The sequence below is a fragment of the Cyclobacterium roseum genome (assembly GCF_010119225.1).
GTDB lineage: Bacteria > Bacteroidota > Bacteroidia > Cytophagales > Cyclobacteriaceae > Cyclobacterium > Cyclobacterium roseum.
In genome coordinates this window covers 36,477-52,569 of sequence record NZ_WNKF01000004.1, presented here as the reverse complement: position 1 = coordinate 52,569, position 16,093 = coordinate 36,477, and the positions used below count along the sequence as shown (strand labels likewise).

Annotated in this window: 12 protein-coding genes; 4 read left to right on the top strand and 8 right to left on the bottom strand. The window is 47.4% G+C overall.

The window, feature by feature from the left end; translation table 11 throughout:
• Positions 1-146 precede the first annotated feature (146 nt).
• The 8 genes from secDF to GJQ68_RS07025 form a co-directional block, all read right to left on the bottom strand.
• Positions 147-3,125, bottom strand: coding sequence for a protein translocase subunit SecDF (secDF, locus tag GJQ68_RS07060; protein WP_162416608.1), 2,979 nt, complete (start codon positions 3,123-3,125; stop codon positions 147-149).
• 98 nt (positions 3,126-3,223) lie between these two features.
• Positions 3,224-3,601: a hypothetical protein gene (locus GJQ68_RS07055; protein WP_162416607.1), complete on the bottom strand. Its 378-nt coding sequence runs from the start codon at positions 3,599-3,601 to the stop codon at positions 3,224-3,226.
• Positions 3,602-3,747: 146 nt separating this feature from the next.
• The gene (gene udk / locus GJQ68_RS07050) at positions 3,748-4,371 is read right to left on the bottom strand and encodes a uridine kinase (protein WP_162416606.1); all 624 of its coding nucleotides are present in this window, start codon (positions 4,369-4,371) and stop codon (positions 3,748-3,750) included.
• A gap of 25 nt (positions 4,372-4,396) precedes the next feature.
• The gene (locus GJQ68_RS07045; protein WP_162416605.1) at positions 4,397-4,990 is read right to left on the bottom strand and encodes a non-canonical purine NTP diphosphatase; all 594 of its coding nucleotides are present in this window, start codon (positions 4,988-4,990) and stop codon (positions 4,397-4,399) included.
• 19 nt (positions 4,991-5,009) lie between these two features.
• Positions 5,010-5,492 carry a GAF domain-containing protein gene (locus GJQ68_RS07040; RefSeq protein ID WP_162416604.1) on the bottom strand — a complete coding sequence of 161 codons (483 nt, stop codon included), beginning with the start codon at positions 5,490-5,492 and terminating at the stop codon, positions 5,010-5,012.
• Complete coding sequence (gene ribD / locus GJQ68_RS07035) at positions 5,485-6,549, bottom strand: bifunctional diaminohydroxyphosphoribosylaminopyrimidine deaminase/5-amino-6-(5-phosphoribosylamino)uracil reductase RibD (RefSeq protein WP_235941175.1); 1,065 nt, start codon at positions 6,547-6,549, stop codon at positions 5,485-5,487. The genes GJQ68_RS07040 and ribD overlap by 8 nt, the downstream gene beginning before the upstream one ends.
• Positions 6,549-7,385, bottom strand: coding sequence for a DUF4382 domain-containing protein (locus GJQ68_RS07030; protein WP_162416603.1), 837 nt, complete (start codon positions 7,383-7,385; stop codon positions 6,549-6,551). Before GJQ68_RS07030 ends, ribD begins: the two co-directional genes overlap by 1 nt.
• A gap of 151 nt (positions 7,386-7,536) precedes the next feature.
• The gene (locus GJQ68_RS07025; protein ID WP_162416602.1) at positions 7,537-8,601 is read right to left on the bottom strand and encodes a carbohydrate-binding family 9-like protein; all 1,065 of its coding nucleotides are present in this window, start codon (positions 8,599-8,601) and stop codon (positions 7,537-7,539) included.
• Between the two features lie 252 nt (positions 8,602-8,853).
• Between GJQ68_RS07025 and GJQ68_RS07020 the strand changes: the two genes are divergently transcribed.
• From GJQ68_RS07020 to dgt, 4 genes are read left to right on the top strand one after another with little or no spacing between them, the layout of a single operon-like run.
• Positions 8,854-10,032, top strand: a complete 1,179-nt coding sequence (locus tag GJQ68_RS07020; protein WP_162416601.1) for an efflux RND transporter periplasmic adaptor subunit — start codon at positions 8,854-8,856, stop codon at positions 10,030-10,032.
• A gap of 12 nt (positions 10,033-10,044) precedes the next feature.
• On the top strand, positions 10,045-13,221 hold the full coding sequence (locus GJQ68_RS07015; protein ID WP_162416600.1) for an efflux RND transporter permease subunit: 3,177 nt from the start codon (positions 10,045-10,047) through the stop codon (positions 13,219-13,221).
• 14 nt (positions 13,222-13,235) lie between these two features.
• Positions 13,236-14,657, top strand: a complete 1,422-nt coding sequence (locus tag GJQ68_RS07010; RefSeq protein WP_162416599.1) for a TolC family protein — start codon at positions 13,236-13,238, stop codon at positions 14,655-14,657.
• 48 nt (positions 14,658-14,705) lie between these two features.
• Positions 14,706-16,034: a dGTP triphosphohydrolase gene (dgt, locus tag GJQ68_RS07005; protein WP_162416598.1), complete on the top strand. Its 1,329-nt coding sequence runs from the start codon at positions 14,706-14,708 to the stop codon at positions 16,032-16,034.
• Positions 16,035-16,093: the final 59 nt, after the last annotated feature.

The following is a 16,093-nucleotide window of genomic DNA, read 5'->3' as shown; positions in this document are numbered from 1 at the left end:
GTGCAAGGTATCTAAACTAAGTATCCCGTGCAATACCCTGTTTGGGGTAAAAATTTTGCATTTTAAACCAAAAAAAGCCGGTCCTGTGAGAACCGGCTTTCCAAATACCTCTTTTTTCCCAAATGACGAGCACCGGGAAATCAACATTAGCCTTTTACCTCTGCTACTTTTTTTGTGGTTGGGGTAGCTTCATTCGCCAGCTCCCGCTTCATCAAATCCACCACTACAGGAGTGGCGATGTATATGGAGGAATAGGTACCGATCAGTACTCCTATCAATAGCGCAAAGGAAAACCCTCTTAAAACTTCTCCCCCGAAAATGAGTAGGACAAGCACTACGATGAGTGTAGTAGCTGAAGTAATCAGGGTTCGGGCCATGGTCTGATTGATGGCATCGTTGAACATCTGAACCAATTTGCCGGTACCCCTATTGGAGATGTTTTCCCGGATCCTGTCAAATACGATCACCGTATCGTTGATGGAATAACCGATCACTGTGAGCATCGCCGCGATGAACACCTGGTCGATTTCAAATGTGGCACCGAAAGCACTGGCTATGGCAAAGGCTGCAATGACAAAGAACGTGTCATGAACCAATGCAATAATGGAAGCCAAGGAGAACTGCCATTTCCGGAATCGTAAGAGGATGTAAAGGAAAATGGCTACCAGGGAGAAAAACATGGCTTCCAGGGAAGAGTTTTTGATGTCATCGGCTACGGTGGCACCTACCTTATTGGATCCGGTGATCGCAAAGGCTCCCTCTGTCATTTGGCTGGCATCCTCAATAAAATTGAAACCGGTGACTTCGCCAATACCTTGCCTGATTTTGGTCTCTACCTCCCGGTTAGCTTCCTCATTATCTTCATTTACCAGATAAGAGGTAGTGACTTTCAAAACATTGTTGGCCCCGTACGTTTTTACCTCTACGGAACCGTCAAATTCACTATCCAATCCTACTTTAAGTTCCGAGGCAGGTACGGCTTCATTAAACTCTACGATATAGTACCTTCCTCCGGTAAAATCTACGCCGAATTTCAGACCTGAAGTAAGTGCCAGGATCATACCTATGACGATAATAGAGGAAGAGATCAGGTAGGCCACTTTTCGCTTGCCCAGAAAATCTATGGCAAGATCAGATAGTAGGTTTTTTGTAAAGGATGTGGCAAACGAAATGGAGCTTTTATCTCCCTTTTTGCTCATCCAGTATACGATCACCCGGGTGATAAACACAGCGGAGAAGAAGGACGAAGCAATACCAATCATCAGTACGATGGCGAAGCCTTTAACCGGTCCCTGCCCTAGCGCATACAGAATGGCTCCGGTCAGAAAGGTGGTGACATTCGAATCGAGAATAGCACTAAATGCTTTATCATAACCACTGCTGATTGCCTGTAGAATCCCGGCTCCATTTCTTAATTCTTCCTTAATTCGTTCAAAAATAAGAACGTTGGCATCAATGGACATACCGATGGTCAGCACAATGCCGGCAATACCCGGAAGGGTAAGTGCCGCACCTAATTGGGCAAGAATACCCAAAATAAAGAAGATATTGAAAAGCAAGGCGGCGATGGCCACAAATCCACCTTTGGAGTAATAGGCTACCATAAATAAGACCACCAGCACCAAACCGGCGATCATGGAGTTGATTCCCTGGTTTCGGGCTTCAATTCCCAATGTGGGACCTACAATGGCCTCCTCTACGATATTAGTAGGAGCGGGCAGGGTTCCCGATTTAAGTATATTGGCCAAATCTTTGGCCTCTTCCATCGTGAAATTACCTGTAATTTCGGATTGGCCGGAGGGAATTTCTCCCTGAACGGTAGGGGCGGTGTAGACATAATTATCTAAAACTACCGCGATTCGGTTTCCAATATTTTCTGCCGTGAGGCGTCTCCAGTTTCGGGCTCCCTCTGCATTCATTTGCATGCTTACGGCCGGTCGGGAGCTTTGGTCAAGTGATTGTCGTGCATCGGTTATGACATCTCCTTCCAAAGGTGCCTGGTCGGTTCCACGGGGAGCTTTGATGGCATGCAATTCCAATAAATCCATTCCGTCCTGCACTTGAGGTTTTACGGACCACATAAAGCGGATGTCCCGCGGAAGCAGTGCCTGAACATCCTCTCTGTTCAAGACTCTATTGATGGTGAGGGTGTCTCTCAATTCATACACCAAACCATAATTGGCCTTTAGTAACGAAAATAATGGAGAAACCTCCATGCCTAAGGAATCCGTATCTGAACCCCCTTCGGCTAATTGCCTGGCCAAATCACTCTCCAGATCGGTTGTGTCAGAAAGGGCTTCAGTGTCCTCAGTGCTAGCCTGTGGCTGTTCACTCTGAGCTTCTCCCACTAAAAACGTGTTCACTTGCTGCAAGGCATCTCCGAATTCATCGATTTCTGCCACTTCCCAAAATTGCAATTTCGCTACTCCCTGTAGCAGGTTTCGTACTCGCTCTGCATTGTCCACACCAGGAAGTTCTATCTGAATTCTTCCCGTATTCTGAATTCGTTGGATATTGGGTTGCGAGGTACCAAACCGGTCAATTCGGGTCCTTAGAATGTTAAAAGAGCGGTCAATGGCATTTTCAATCTCATCATCGATAATATTCAGAATATCGGTATCCGAAGACTCCAATGAGATTCTTCCCCGGTTGGCAGCAGTAGCGAAGATGGTATTTAGCTGCCGGTCGCCAGCCTCTTCCTGCCAGGCCGCATAAAAAAGGTTGACGAAACTTTCGTTGGCTGTTTTGGCTTGCTCTCTGGCCTGGGCCACGGCCTCGTTAAATTCCGCATCCTCGCTTCCTCCAGCCAGGCCTTTGACGATTTCTATAGGCGAAACCTCAAGGGTCACATGCATGCCCCCCTGCAAATCCAATCCCAACCCCAATTCGGTGGTTTTTACCTCCTGGTAAGTGAAGGGAATGCCCAGAAAATTATAAACGGGCTCCCGCCAAACGGAATCCAGATAGGTTTGCCTTTTATCAAAGTCGACGTTACCCGACTCGTCTGTAGCGTAGGTGGTCGCTTTTTCCTGTACACTATTGGATACCAGGGTGAATGAGAGGTAGTACAAACACAACCCGGTAATGACCACCGTTAAAAAAACGATAATGCCTTTGTTTTTCATGATTATAAATTAATAAAGTGATGTTTTTGTTGACTGTTTCTAGCGGTCCAGGGAATTGGTCCGTAGATGAAAATGAAAGAAATTAAATAGATCCGCTCTCAGGGAGCATTCACGGAAATTATGTGCTCAAAAAGTATTTCAAATAGCTGATTGAAAGTAGGACCGATACCTGCTTCGAAGGCCAGGTGGGGATTCCCTTCACCCGATATCTCGTAAATCAGCTGATAGGCTTGATCTATCACTACCAACGCAAAGGGCACCACGGCATCTATCGCCGTATGAATAAAGGTCTCCTCCTCGCCAGATCCCTCCTCGGAACTATCGCCACTCAGATCAAACCGAACGTCAATAGGACTGCTGTCTGCATCCAACCCTACGGTGAATTCGGAAACAGAAATAAAGGTACAAAAAAGCAACACCAGCACGAGCGTGAGCCTTTCGCGTATCATTCCGCTATTTGTCCTATTATTTTCCATGGGCCGCAAATATAGAAATATTTTTTTAGATACCAGTAATTCTAAACTTTATTTTCAGCTATAAATCACTTGTATTTCAAGCGGTTAGCTTTATTTAGTTCGATAATGCGTCACTAATTAGGAATAGCCTATCCAGGTGGTTGCTATCAGTTGTCGGCTATTTTTACGTGTAAAAACGTTCGGATCACCTCCAATGCTTTTTCAAATCCCTGATTATTGGGTACGATCAGGTCTGCATCTTGTTTGAATGGAGCGATGTATTTTTCGTAGGTAGGCATCACATGCTGTTCATATCGGTACAGTACGTCATCCAGGTCATATCCTCGCTCCACTTTATCGCGCACGATTCTCCGCTTCAATTTGATATGGTCTTTGGCATCGATGTATACTTTGAGGTCCAGAAGGGCGGCGAGTTCGGGGTAATAGAGCACGAATATCCCTTCCACAACGACCACCGGAGCCGGCTCAAAGGTGAGCATGCGGGGCTTTTTGTTGGGATTGTTAAAGGTATACTCCTGCCGTTGCACCCTTTTCCCTTGTTGAATATGACGGATATCGTTCGCGTATTGCTCAAAATCGATGGAATGCGGGGTGTCAAAGTTGGTAATGCCCCGCTCATCCAGCGGTTGTAGGTTCCTGGGTTTGTAATAGTTGTCCTGAGATATCAGGCAGACCTGCCCTGGCTCAAAGGCGTGCAGTAAGCGATCCAGGAAATGCGTTTTTCCAGAGGCACTTCCTCCTGTAATGCCGATAATATAAGGGTTGTTCATGGACGGGAATGGTTGTCAGGTACAGTCACGGTGTTTTTCCGGCATGATGTGCTTTCAGGAAATCTGCCAATTTCCGGACGGCCCGGCCTCGATGGCTGATGGCATTTTTTTCCTGCAGGGTTAGTTCTGCAAAGGTTTTTTCATATCCTTCCGGCCGGAAAACGGGATCGTAACCAAAACCCTGTTCACCGGAGCGATGCTGCAGGATCTCACCATCAACCTTGCCTTCAAAAGCATGGGATTCACCGCCCATAAGCAGCGCAATCACGGTTCGAAAGGAGGCTTTTCGGTTAGCCTTTTCCGCCATTCTTTCCAATAACAGCGATAAGTTCCGTTCGTCACTTCTGGGTTCGCCTGCAAATCTTCCGGAATACACGCCGGGGGCTCCGTCCAAGGCTTCCACTTCCAGTCCGGTATCATCTGCAAAGCAGTCGACACCATAATGTGCCTTTACATACCGTGCTTTCTGAAAGGCATTGTGCTGTAGGGTATCTCCCGTCTCTGGTAATTCCTCCTGGCAGCCAATATCAGCAAGGGATACCACCTCAAAATCAGCTCCCAAAGCCGCTTTCACTTCTTCCAGCTTTTTGGAATTATTTGTAGCAAAACAGATTTTCATAATGTAAAACTAAGGCAGCTTATCCGGGAAAGGAAATAAGCCGCGCCATTTTTTCCAGGTATTGCTGGTCGGTGGTATCAAAGTGGCCCACCTTGTCGGAATCAACATCCAGTACGGCCACCACCTTTCCCCTGGCAAATAGGGGCACCACTATTTCAGAGCGGGAGGCACTGCTGCAGGCGATGTGGCCCGGAAAGGCTTCCACATCAGGAACGACCTGTGTTTGGCCGGTTTCCCAGGCTTTTCCACAGACTCCCTTGCCAAAGCCAATTCGTGTACAGGCCACCGGGCCCTGAAAGGGTCCCAGCAGCAGTTGATCTTCCCTGACCAGGTAGAAGCCTACCCATAAAAACCCAAATGCCTCTTTTAATACGGCAGCCGTATTCGCCAGATTGGCGATCAGATCGCTTTCTCCTGCTAAAAGAGCCTCTAATTGCGGAAGCAGTGCCGAATACAATTCGTTCTTTCCGCTATTGAGCGGTAGGTGTAGTTCTTCACTCATGGTTTGTGTAGGTTTGTAGCAGGTCCTGATCCAGCAAAAGTTGTTCAACTGGGAGTTCGGTAAGCAGCGGTGCCGGAATCCCCAGGCCGAATCGATTGGTCCCGGTGAACACCCGGGCTTCATCCCAAAGCCCCTGGCTAATAAAGTCGCGAAGCAGGGCAGCACCGCCCTCCACCATCAAACTTTGGATGTTTCGTTGTTGTAAGTCTTCGAGTATGTCTTTTATCCCAAAATCCGGATCCATTCGAACCCATTGGGTTTGTCCGGAAGTTTTATCCTCCTTTAGGTTATAGATCAGCGTAGGCTGGGAATCATCAAAAAGCAGTAATGACGAAGGCAGTCTAAGTTGTTTGTCTATCACCAGTCTGATCGGGTTTTTTCCAGTCCAGTCCCGGACATTTAGCTGCGGATTATCGTATTGGGCGGTGTTGGTGCCGACCAAAATCGCCCGTTCCTCCGCCCGCCAGCGATGGACCAATTGCCGGCTAAGAGGATTGCTGATCCATTTGCTATCGTAATTGCTCCGGGCGATAAAACCATCCCTGGTCTGCGCCCATTTCAGCAGGATATAGGGCCTTCCTTTCTCCATCTGGGTAAAAAAGCGCCGGTTTTGATAGCGTATTTCTTGTTCCAATAATCCCCTATCCACCTGGATTCCGGCTTCTTCAAGCCGCTTGATCCCTTTACCACCTACTAGCGGATTGCTGTCTACGGCTCCGACAACCACTCTTTTGACTTGATGTTGAACGATTAAATCCGCACAAGGCGGGGTTTTTCCATGATGAGCACAGGGTTCGAGGGTGACATATAGGGTGGAGGCAGGAAGAAGGCTACTATCCGCTACGCTGGCAATGGCGTTGACTTCGGCGTGTTCTCGCCCGTACTGCCGGTGATAGCCCTCTCCGATGATCATCCCTTCGTGAACAATTACACAACCTACCATGGGATTGGGACGGACCTGTCCCTGTCCCAAGGATGCCAACTCCATGGCCCTGCGCATAAATAGCAGGTCTTGGGTTGTCGTCGCTTCGGCAGGGCTTTGGTGATTCTTTTCCATCAGGGGTTTTCAAGCTGAAGGGTTATATTCGGTAAGGTTACCAGCGTATCCGGTTTGGTACGGACCCAAAAGGCAGTATCCAGGTATTCGGAAGGTGCATCAACTAAAATCCGGTAGTCCGTAGGAGGCAAACCCTTTATATGAAACCCTCCGGTGCTCTCGGTTAGCGTGGCTAGGGTATCGGTATCGCTTATCGCAAAGATATGAGGTCGAGTATTCCGGGGCAATACCGTGCCACTGATGGCTGCGGTTTGGTCAGTGACAAAAGCCCTCACTTTGGGAACAAATTGAAAATTTTCTCCGGTGCTTTGTTGGATGGATTGAGCCAGGTCAACGTCAATATATAAGTCATAGGAAAGCCCCGCCTGTACGTCGATGGATACGTCCAGATCCAATAAGGTTTCCAAATTTGAAGCCGGCACCAAATCTATCCGGGTTTCATCCCTGACCAGATACATTTCTTCACCCAGCCGAAGCCGGATTCCATTGATGGTTCCGGATTGGATTTCTGTGCGGCCGATCAATAATCTTTGGTCGTTTACAAGGTCACTGATACGCACAATATTGCTTGCGGCTTGGTAAGGAATGTCAATCCAGTTTGCATTCTCTGCACTTCCCCTGACCCCGGAGGGTAATACTTCGACACCTAACACCTCTATCCACACCTCATCAAAATCCCCCGGCGCATCTATTAGTAGGATATTTACCAGTGAACGATTTTCCAGGGAGGTATCTTCACAAGCTGCCAGGAGCCCAGGCCACAGACAGAAAACAGCCAACCGTTTCAGGGTTACCATAGCGGGATAAAATGCGGTCTTACCAATATTTTTCACCATCCTTTAGGGTCATTTCACTCGTTTATTATTGTCTTTTAGCGGTCAGGTGCCTGTCCCGATCCTGGTTCGGGAGCATTTCGCCTGCTTTCCCGAAAGCTATCGGGGCATCCCTCCCTAGGTCATCAAGCCTGTCTGAGAGGCAGGCAAGATTTCATTCTTTCCAAATTCTGCCGTCTTCCGTAATATACCACCGCTGTTCTTTGTTCACCAATGAAGGCGAAGAAAGTTTAAACCGGGTATCGCTTACCTCAAAGAACACCTTCTCCAATTCACTGGTTCGCTTTAAGCCTTCCAGATGGGTACTATAATGTCCCTGCTCGGCATAAAGTTTCCGTTGGGCTTCGTAAAGTTCACGTAGTGCTCTTTTTACCACTTCGTCCGGGTTAGGTACGAAGGGTTCCGTTCCCGTACCGACCGGAATATCCGAAAACTGAACCAGCCCCCATCGATCGGGTAGGTGCATGTTGACCAGTCCCATGGGAGACCAGACCCAGTTGTCCTCCGGGAAGGGTTTTCCCGTCTCCGGGTTAATTTTCTTTTGGTATTCGGACCCTTCGGCTTCAATCTGCCATTGAACCCTTGAAAAATTAATTTTCCATTGCTCCCCGGATTGCGGAGCCCGGAAATTGGGTCCGGATTGAGAAAGGCTTTTCCATGGAATGGCCATCTCAATGGACCAGTAGTCATCTTCATCCGAGGGATCGTTTAGGCTCCCCTCCAGGTGGATGGCATGACGAAAATCGTTGATGTTCCATCCATTGATAGGTTTTCCACCATCCCGATAGGGACGCGTGAGCATTAAGTCCCAGACGGTTCCGAGTGCATTGATTTCCAATTCGTAATAATGGTGGGTATCCCCATCGGGATCCAGAAATACTTCGATGTCATTTTCATGAAAGATCACCGATTCCCTCTCCGTATAGGTTGCCCAGATATGATTTTCCTCCAGCCGCACGCCTATGTATAAATACGCTTCGTCCCACAGCATCTTCATTCGGGTAAGTTGCCGGGGTTTGGGAAAGTCCGGTCCCTGTATGTCCAGAAAAGGTTCTGACCAGGGGGCCTGCTCCCAAGACGACTCGGTCAGCTTTCCATCCACGATCAATTGATCTGTCACAAAATAGGCCACATAATTTTTGGGGTTTGGGGCAGTTTGTGCGTAGCTTTCCTGAAACAATAGCATCAGAACGAGCATTCCGGTAAGGATTTTTTTCATGAAATTGAAATGTTGTTAGGATCGTGGAGATGTAATACCAATCACAAAAATAATAGAAAACCCATGCGATCGGGATAAAAGTTGAAATACGTTTTATTTATCCAATATATTCTCCGTTGATCGCTGTAATATCCAGCCTGGGAGATTTATCCCTTGGTTAGAAAGATAAATTATATTAATTATGCCTGGTTTTAAGTATCTTCATGGTCATAGAAATAAGGATAGTGAAGGTTAATTGAAGGAGAATTTGTAATGAAAAGAAGTAAATTAAAAGGTGCCGGAATCGTTTTTTTTCTTTCCGCATGCAGTATTATTTTTTCATGTAGTGAAAAAGAAAAAGCTGACAACAGCTCATCATCCATCCGGGAGTTTCCGGTAATTAAGGTGGTGGCCAAGGACACCATCCTGCACCGGGATTACGTGGCCGATATTAAAGCCATCCAAAACGTGGAATTGAGGGCTCGTGCAGAAGGCTTTCTGGAAAGGGTGTATGTGGACGAAGGGAAAGAAGTAAAAAAGGGTCAGATCCTTTTCAAAACGAATGACCAGGAATACAGGGCAGATCTGGCCAAAGCCAAGGCCAACCTGGAAAGTGCCAAGGCAGAGGCCAAGGTGATGGAATTTGAGGTGGAGCGGTTGAAGATTTTGGTCGACAACAATGTAATTTCAGAATCTGAACTGAACCTGACCCGGGCCAAATACGATGCCGTAATGGCTAAGATAGAGGAAGCAAGGTCGGCCGAGGCCAATGCGGCCGTTCAATTATCTTATACGGAAATCCGCGCTCCGTTTGACGGGATTACGGACAGGATTCCGCTGCGTACCGGAAGTTTGATTGATGAAGGCAGCTTACTGACCACCGTATCCGATGTAAGTTCGGTGCACGTGTATTTCAATGTTTCGGAACGCGAATACCTGGAATACATCAAAGCCAAGGATGAAACGGCAGAAAATAACGTGGTAGAGCTGGTGTTAGCCGACGGGTCACCCTATCCCTTTAAAGGGATGATCGAAACCATGCAGGGTGAATTCAATGCCAATACGGGCTCTATCGCATTTAGGGCCCGGTTTCCAAATCCGAGCAAGATCCTGAAGCACGGATCTACCGGAAAAATAATCCTGACCAACCGGGTTCGGAATGCCATTATCATTCCCCAGAAAGCCGTTTTTGAAATTCAGGACCGGAGTTTTGTCTACGTAGTGGATGAAAACAACAAGGTAGAAATGAGAAGTTTTATCCCAAGGGCAAGATTTTCTCATTATTACATCGTAGAGTCCGGATTGGAAGAGGGCGAAAGTCTGGTATTTGAAGGCATTCAGAACATTGAGAACGGGATGACCATTCAACCAAAGATCGTGGCATCTGAAGAAGAAGCAATCCAGCCCTTAGTGGATGAAAACGCAGTAGCCGAAGTAGTGCAGACCCGTTAAGCGAAATCAATCATGTTCAATTTATTTATAAAGCGTCCGGTATTATCCCTGGTCATCTCCCTGTTCTTTGTGCTCTTGGGCTTGTTGTCCTTTGTCACCCTTCCGGTTGAATTATTTCCAGACATTGCTCCTCCTTCGGTGGCGATAAAGGCCAAATACCGGGGTGCCAATGCGGAAGTCTGTGCCAGAACGGTTGCTACCCCTTTGGAAAAAGTGATCAACGGGGTACCGGGAATGACCTACATGACATCGGTAAGTAGTAACCGGGGAACAACGATCATAAAGGTTTATTTTGAAGCGGGTACAGATCCTGATCTGGCAGCCGTAGAAGTACAGAACCGGATTTCTACCGTGGTCAATGAATTGCCTGAAGAGGTGGTGAAAGCTGGTGTGACGGTGGAAAAGCAGGTGGAGGGCTTGTTGATGTATATTAACGTTGCCAGTGAAGACACTTCCCTGGATGAGGCATTTATATATAATTTTACCGACCTGAACGTACTTCAGGAATTAAGGAGGGTAGACGGGGTTGGATTTGCCGAGATTATGAGTACCAAAGATTACTCCATGCGGGTATGGCTGAAACCGGACCGGATGACGGCCTATAGTGTGGCCACCAATGATGTGGTAGATGCTATCCGCAATCAAAATGTAGAAGCGGCTCCGGGACAGTTGGGTATCAGTTCGGGTAAAGACATGCAGATGCTGCAATATGTATTGAAGTATACGGGGAAGTTTTTTGAGCCTAAGCAGTACGAGAATCTTGTCGTCCGTGCCAATCCTGATGGTTCCATATTACGATTGAAGGACATAGCCGATATAGAGTTTGGGAACCTGAATTATGGAAGGATCTCGAAGCTAGACGGAAGACCTGCGGCATCCATTATGGTGATCCAAAGGCCAGGCTCCAATGCCAGCGAGGTGATTTCCAAGGTGAAGCAGCGAATGGAAAACATCAAGGCAGGCAGCTTTCCCTCGGGAATGGATTACAAGATTTCCTACGACGTATCCCGATTTCTAAATGCCTCTATTCAGGAAGTGTTAGTGACGCTGGTGGAGGCTTTTATTCTGGTATTTATCGTCGTTTTCATCTTTCTTCAGGATTTTCGATCCACATTGATCCCTACGTTGGCAGTACCGGTCGCTCTGATCGGGACCTTGTTTTTCATGCAGTGGTTGGGTTTTTCCATCAATCTTCTGACTTTATTTGCCTTGGTTCTGGCAATCGGGATTGTGGTGGATAATGCCATTGTGGTGGTAGAAGCCGTGCATGCTAAAATGGAAAAAGAAGGCCTGGCTCCCCGGGCGGCTACCTTTGCCGCCATGAAAGAAATTAGTGGAGCCATTATAGCGATTACCATGGTAATGTCTGCGGTGTTTATCCCGGTGGCCTTTATGTCGGGCCCGGTGGGAATCTTCTACCGGCAATTTTCACTGACCCTTGCCTTTGCCATTTTCATTTCCGGGATCAACGCCCTTACCCTAACCCCGGCACTCTGTGCTATTCTCTTACAGAATCACTACGGCGTGGAGAAAAAGCGAACGCTTTTGAACCGGTTTTTCGACTGGTTTAATCGCACCTATACGTTTTTTGAAAGTAAATACTATCAATACATTACCTATATCGTTCCCAGAAAGGGGATCACGACCCTAATATTAATCGGTTTCTTTGCAGCGACCTGGGGTATCAGTCAGATTTTGCCCACCGGTTTTATTCCTACCGAGGATCAAAGTATGGTGTATGTGAACGTGACTACTCCTGTGGGTGCCACCGTGGAAAGAACCGAGAAAGTACTAGACGAACTCATTCTGAAACTAGAAGGCAACGAGGCGGTGGAATCGGTTTCCAGTCTGGCTGGGTATTCCCTGGGAAATGGACTCTCCGGAGCATCCTATGGCATGGCGATGGTTAATCTAAAATCATGGGATGAAAGAAAGGACCTCCCGATTCAGGAAACCCTGAACGAATTCAGAAGCTTGTCTCAAGGGATCTCCGATGCAAAAATCGACTTTTTTCTGCCTCCTACGGTTTCAGGCTTTGGTAATTCCAGCGGGTTTCAAATGAAGGTGCTGGATCAAACCGGTACGGGTAATCTGGATCGGCTAGCGACCATCACCAACGACCTGATAAAAGAATTGGAGGCGGCTCCGGAAATAAACAATGCCTTTACGGATTTTGATCCGACCTTTCCCCAGTTTATCGTACACATAGATCAGGACATGGCCGCTAAAAATGGGGTCACGATTGCCAATGCCTTGAGCACCATGCAAATTCTTTTAGGGGGCATGTATGTTTCGGATTTTGTCCGGTTTGAACAGATGTACGATGTGATGCTTCAGGCAGGACCTCAATACCGTGCGAGCCCGGAGGATGTGATGAATTTGCATGTGAAAAATAATGTGGGAGAGATGGTTCCTATTTCTTCCTTTCTTACCATGGAAAAAGCCTATGGTCCCGAACAACTTACTCGTTTTAATATGTACAATTCCTCTACCGTCAAAGGGGCAGCGGCTCCGGGATACAGTAGTGGTGATGTAATTGCTGCCATTGAAAGAATCACGGCAGAAAAGCTACCTCAGGGATATGGTCACGATTGGTATGGCATGTCCAGGGAAGAGGTGGGTTCCGGAAATCAGGCCATTGTCATCTTCCTGATCTGTCTCTTGTTCGTTTACCTTATCTTGTCGGCGCAATACGAAAGCTTTTTATTGCCCCTACCGGTGATTTTATCGCTACCGATTGGGGTTTTTGGAGCCTTTTTTGCGCTATATGTGCTTGGTTTGCAAAACAATATCTATGCCCAGGTGGCACTGATCATGTTGATCGGACTGTTGGGTAAAAATGCCATTTTGATTGTGGAATTTGCCATTCAAAAGAGAGATGCAGGGCATTCCGTTATTCAGGCAGCGGTAGAGGGTGCCGTCACCAGGCTCCGGCCGATTTTGATGACCTCTTTTGCTTTTATAGCCGGTCTGCTGCCACTGGCCATGGCTACGGGGGCAGGTGCCCTTGGGAATAGATCCATCGGTACGGCGGCAGCCGGAGGGATGTTGATTGGGACCATTTTCGGGTTAATCGTCATTCCCGGCCTGTATGTGATTTTCGCCCATTTTACCTTTAAAAAAATTGATTCTGAGCCGGATATTGTCCTGAAGGAAGAGGAGGCACCGGTATCTTTTTCGAATAATTGAACCACAGAAATTCCATGTTTTTACATCATAAGTCCTACACACGCCTTGCCCTGATATTTTGTGCCTTGGTGCTGGTGTATTCTTGCAAAAGTATTGAGGTTCCGCAATTACCGGAGATGGAACCCCTGCCGGAAACCTTTCTGGATATATCGGATTCTTCCAGTATCGGTGACATCTCCTGGGAAGCCTTTTTTAATGATCCCAAACTCGTTTACCTGATAGACGAAGGACTTGAAAATAACCTGGACCTTCGGGTGGCCTTGGAGCGGATAGAAATCGCCCGTACCCAATTTCGCATCAGCAAGGGGGCTATTTATCCGAGCATGGATGGTATTGTCCGGTACCGCTCGGGTGATATACGTCCCAACCTGCTAGGCGGAACGATCAATGGGGACCGAAACGTCGTCAACCGGCTTGAAAATAATTTTATTGGGTTTCAAAGCACCTGGGAAATCGATGTTTGGGGCAAACTTCGGGATAGAAAGGAAGCCTCCTTCGAGCAATTCCTGGCCACTGAGAAAGGCCGACACCTGGTGGTGACCAATATGGTAGCTGAAATTTCCAAATTGTACTACGAGCTATTGGGAAAGGATATTGAATTGGAGACCATTGAGCGTAATATTGAATTTCAGGAGATGGCACTGGAGCTGATAAAAATCCAAAAAATGGCCGGAAGGGCCACCGAATTGGCGGTGCAGCAGTTTTCGGCTCAGCTCCTCTCTACCAAAAGTTTGGCCATTGAAAAACAACAGGAAATCCTGGAAACTGAAAATAACCTGAATTTTATCCTTGGTAGATTTCCCCAACCCATTGAACGCGCTTCCTCCCTGCTGGAAATTAAATTGCCCTATGCCATGGATGTAGGTCTTCCCTCTGACATGCTGCTGAGAAGACCGGATATACAGCAAGCGGAACACGAACTCCGTGCGGCCAACTTCAATGTGGAAGCAGCTAGAAAAGAGTTTTTACCCTCCTTTAGTTTTACCCCCTATGTGGGCTTAAACGACAGAAGTCTTCCTGCAGCATTGAAAATGCCCGGGGGGCTTACCATTGGTTTATTGGGTGGACTTACGGCACCCATTTTTGCCCAAAACAAAATCCGGGCGGGTTTCGATCAGGCGGTGGCTTCCAACAAAATAGCATTGTATAATTACCAGCAAAGCATACTGGACGGCTATCAGGAAGTCATGAATAAACTACAGCGCATTGAAAACCTTCGGACGGTGTATAGCCTGCGGGACGAAGAAACAGCCGTGTTGCTGAATGCCGTATCGACCTCCAACGAATTGTTTCGCGGAGGCTATGCCACCTACCTGGAAGTGATTACCGCCCAGTCCAGGGTGTTGGAGGCTGAATTGAGTAAGACCAACACCCGTATCGAAATGTTCCTTACGGTAGTAGATCTGTACCGGGCTTTGGGTGGGGGTTGGAAATAGGAAAGATTTCTTTTTCCCGAAACCATAGCTTTGTATTTTTGACGGCATATGATGAAATGGGAAAAATTAATCATTCCGGAGGGCCTTCCTGCTTCGGAATCGGGGCAGCAACGAAGCCAATTTGAGAAGGATTATGACAGGATCATTTTTTCATCTCCCTTCCGAAACCTTCAGGCCAAAACACAGGTATTCCCCCTTCCTGAGCAAGATTTTGTCCATACCCGGTTGACCCATAGCCTGGAAGTTTCCAGCGTGGGCCGTTCTCTGGGAAAATCTGCCGGTAGTTTTCTACTGGAAAAGTATCCGGAATTGAAAGCGAAGCAGCTACAACCTTTTGATATCGGTGGGATAGTAGCCGCTGCTGCTCTGGCCCATGATATTGGAAATCCTCCTTTTGGCCATGCCGGGGAAGAAGGCATTTCGGATTTTTTCCGGTTTCACCCCAAAGGACACTGCTGGAAAACCCAATGCAGCAGTCAGGAATGGGAAGATCTGACTCATTTTGAAGGAAATGCCCAGGGGTTTCGGATGCTTATGGATCGAAATAACGGAATTTATATCTCTCCCCCTACCCTGGCAGCGTTTACCAAATATCCCAGACCTTCCTGGACCTTTGCCGAGGATCAAAAGCGACGCAGCCAGAAAAAATTTGGGTTTTTTACCAGCAATTTGGCAGACTATTCGGAATTGATGGAAATGATGGCCATCCCAACACTTGCCCCTAATTGCTGGATGCGGCACCCGCTTGCTTTTCTGGTGGAGGCAGCGGACGATATTTGTTACAGCATTATTGATCTGGAGGATGGCTGTACCATGGGTCTGGTGTCCCTGGAAGAAACCATCGCCTTGTTGGCGGCAATCATTGGGGATCGGTTTTCTGCCCAGAAGTTAGAAAAATACGCTACAAATCAACAGAAGTTGGCTATTCTAAGAGCCATGGCCATCAACCAATTGATAGAAGAGACGGATATGGTTTTTCAGGAAAAAGAACCCTTGTTGTTGGTTGGAGATTTTGACCAGGCGCTTACCGATTGTATACCTTCGGCCAAGGCTTTAGGAGCGATTAATGCGTTGTCGGTAGCGAAAATCTACCGTTCCCAGCCGGTGTTGGAGAAAGAGGCTGCCGGATACCAGGTCTTGGAAGGATTATTGGAAACCTTCGGAGAGGCATTGTACCACCATCATTTTTTTAGGGAAAAGTTTTCGGGTCAAAATAAAAGTATTTTGCGTTTGCTTCCGGACCAATTGGTGCTGACAGGTCCGCAATCCGCCTACTCCATCCTTCGGGGATTAATGGATTTTATATCCGGAATGACCGACAAATACGCCCTTTCGCTTTACCGAAGGGTGAAGGGTATTTCCCTTCCCAACACCTAGGGAATTTGTGGATAAAACGGTGGATAACCCAAAGAAATCCGGTTCAGGCCTTTGTTTGA

Coding starts and splice junctions, on each gene's coding strand:
- secDF (WP_162416608.1), bottom strand. CDS start 3,125: ATGAAAAACAAAGGCATTATCGTTTTTTTAACGGTGGTCATTACCGGG.
- GJQ68_RS07055 (WP_162416607.1), bottom strand. CDS start 3,601: ATGGAAAATAATAGGACAAATAGCGGAATGATACGCGAAAGGCTCACG.
- udk (WP_162416606.1), bottom strand. CDS start 4,371: ATGAACAACCCTTATATTATCGGCATTACAGGAGGAAGTGCCTCTGGA.
- GJQ68_RS07045 (WP_162416605.1), bottom strand. CDS start 4,990: ATGAAAATCTGTTTTGCTACAAATAATTCCAAAAAGCTGGAAGAAGTG.
- GJQ68_RS07040 (WP_162416604.1), bottom strand. CDS start 5,492: ATGAGTGAAGAACTACACCTACCGCTCAATAGCGGAAAGAACGAATTG.
- ribD (WP_235941175.1), bottom strand. CDS start 6,549: ATGGAAAAGAATCACCAAAGCCCTGCCGAAGCGACGACAACCCAAGAC.
- GJQ68_RS07030 (WP_162416603.1), bottom strand. CDS start 7,385: ATGGTGAAAAATATTGGTAAGACCGCATTTTATCCCGCTATGGTAACC.
- GJQ68_RS07025 (WP_162416602.1), bottom strand. CDS start 8,601: ATGAAAAAAATCCTTACCGGAATGCTCGTTCTGATGCTATTGTTTCAG.
- GJQ68_RS07020 (WP_162416601.1), top strand. CDS start 8,854: ATGAAAAGAAGTAAATTAAAAGGTGCCGGAATCGTTTTTTTTCTTTCC.
- GJQ68_RS07015 (WP_162416600.1), top strand. CDS start 10,045: ATGTTCAATTTATTTATAAAGCGTCCGGTATTATCCCTGGTCATCTCC.
- GJQ68_RS07010 (WP_162416599.1), top strand. CDS start 13,236: ATGTTTTTACATCATAAGTCCTACACACGCCTTGCCCTGATATTTTGT.
- dgt (WP_162416598.1), top strand. CDS start 14,706: ATGATGAAATGGGAAAAATTAATCATTCCGGAGGGCCTTCCTGCTTCG.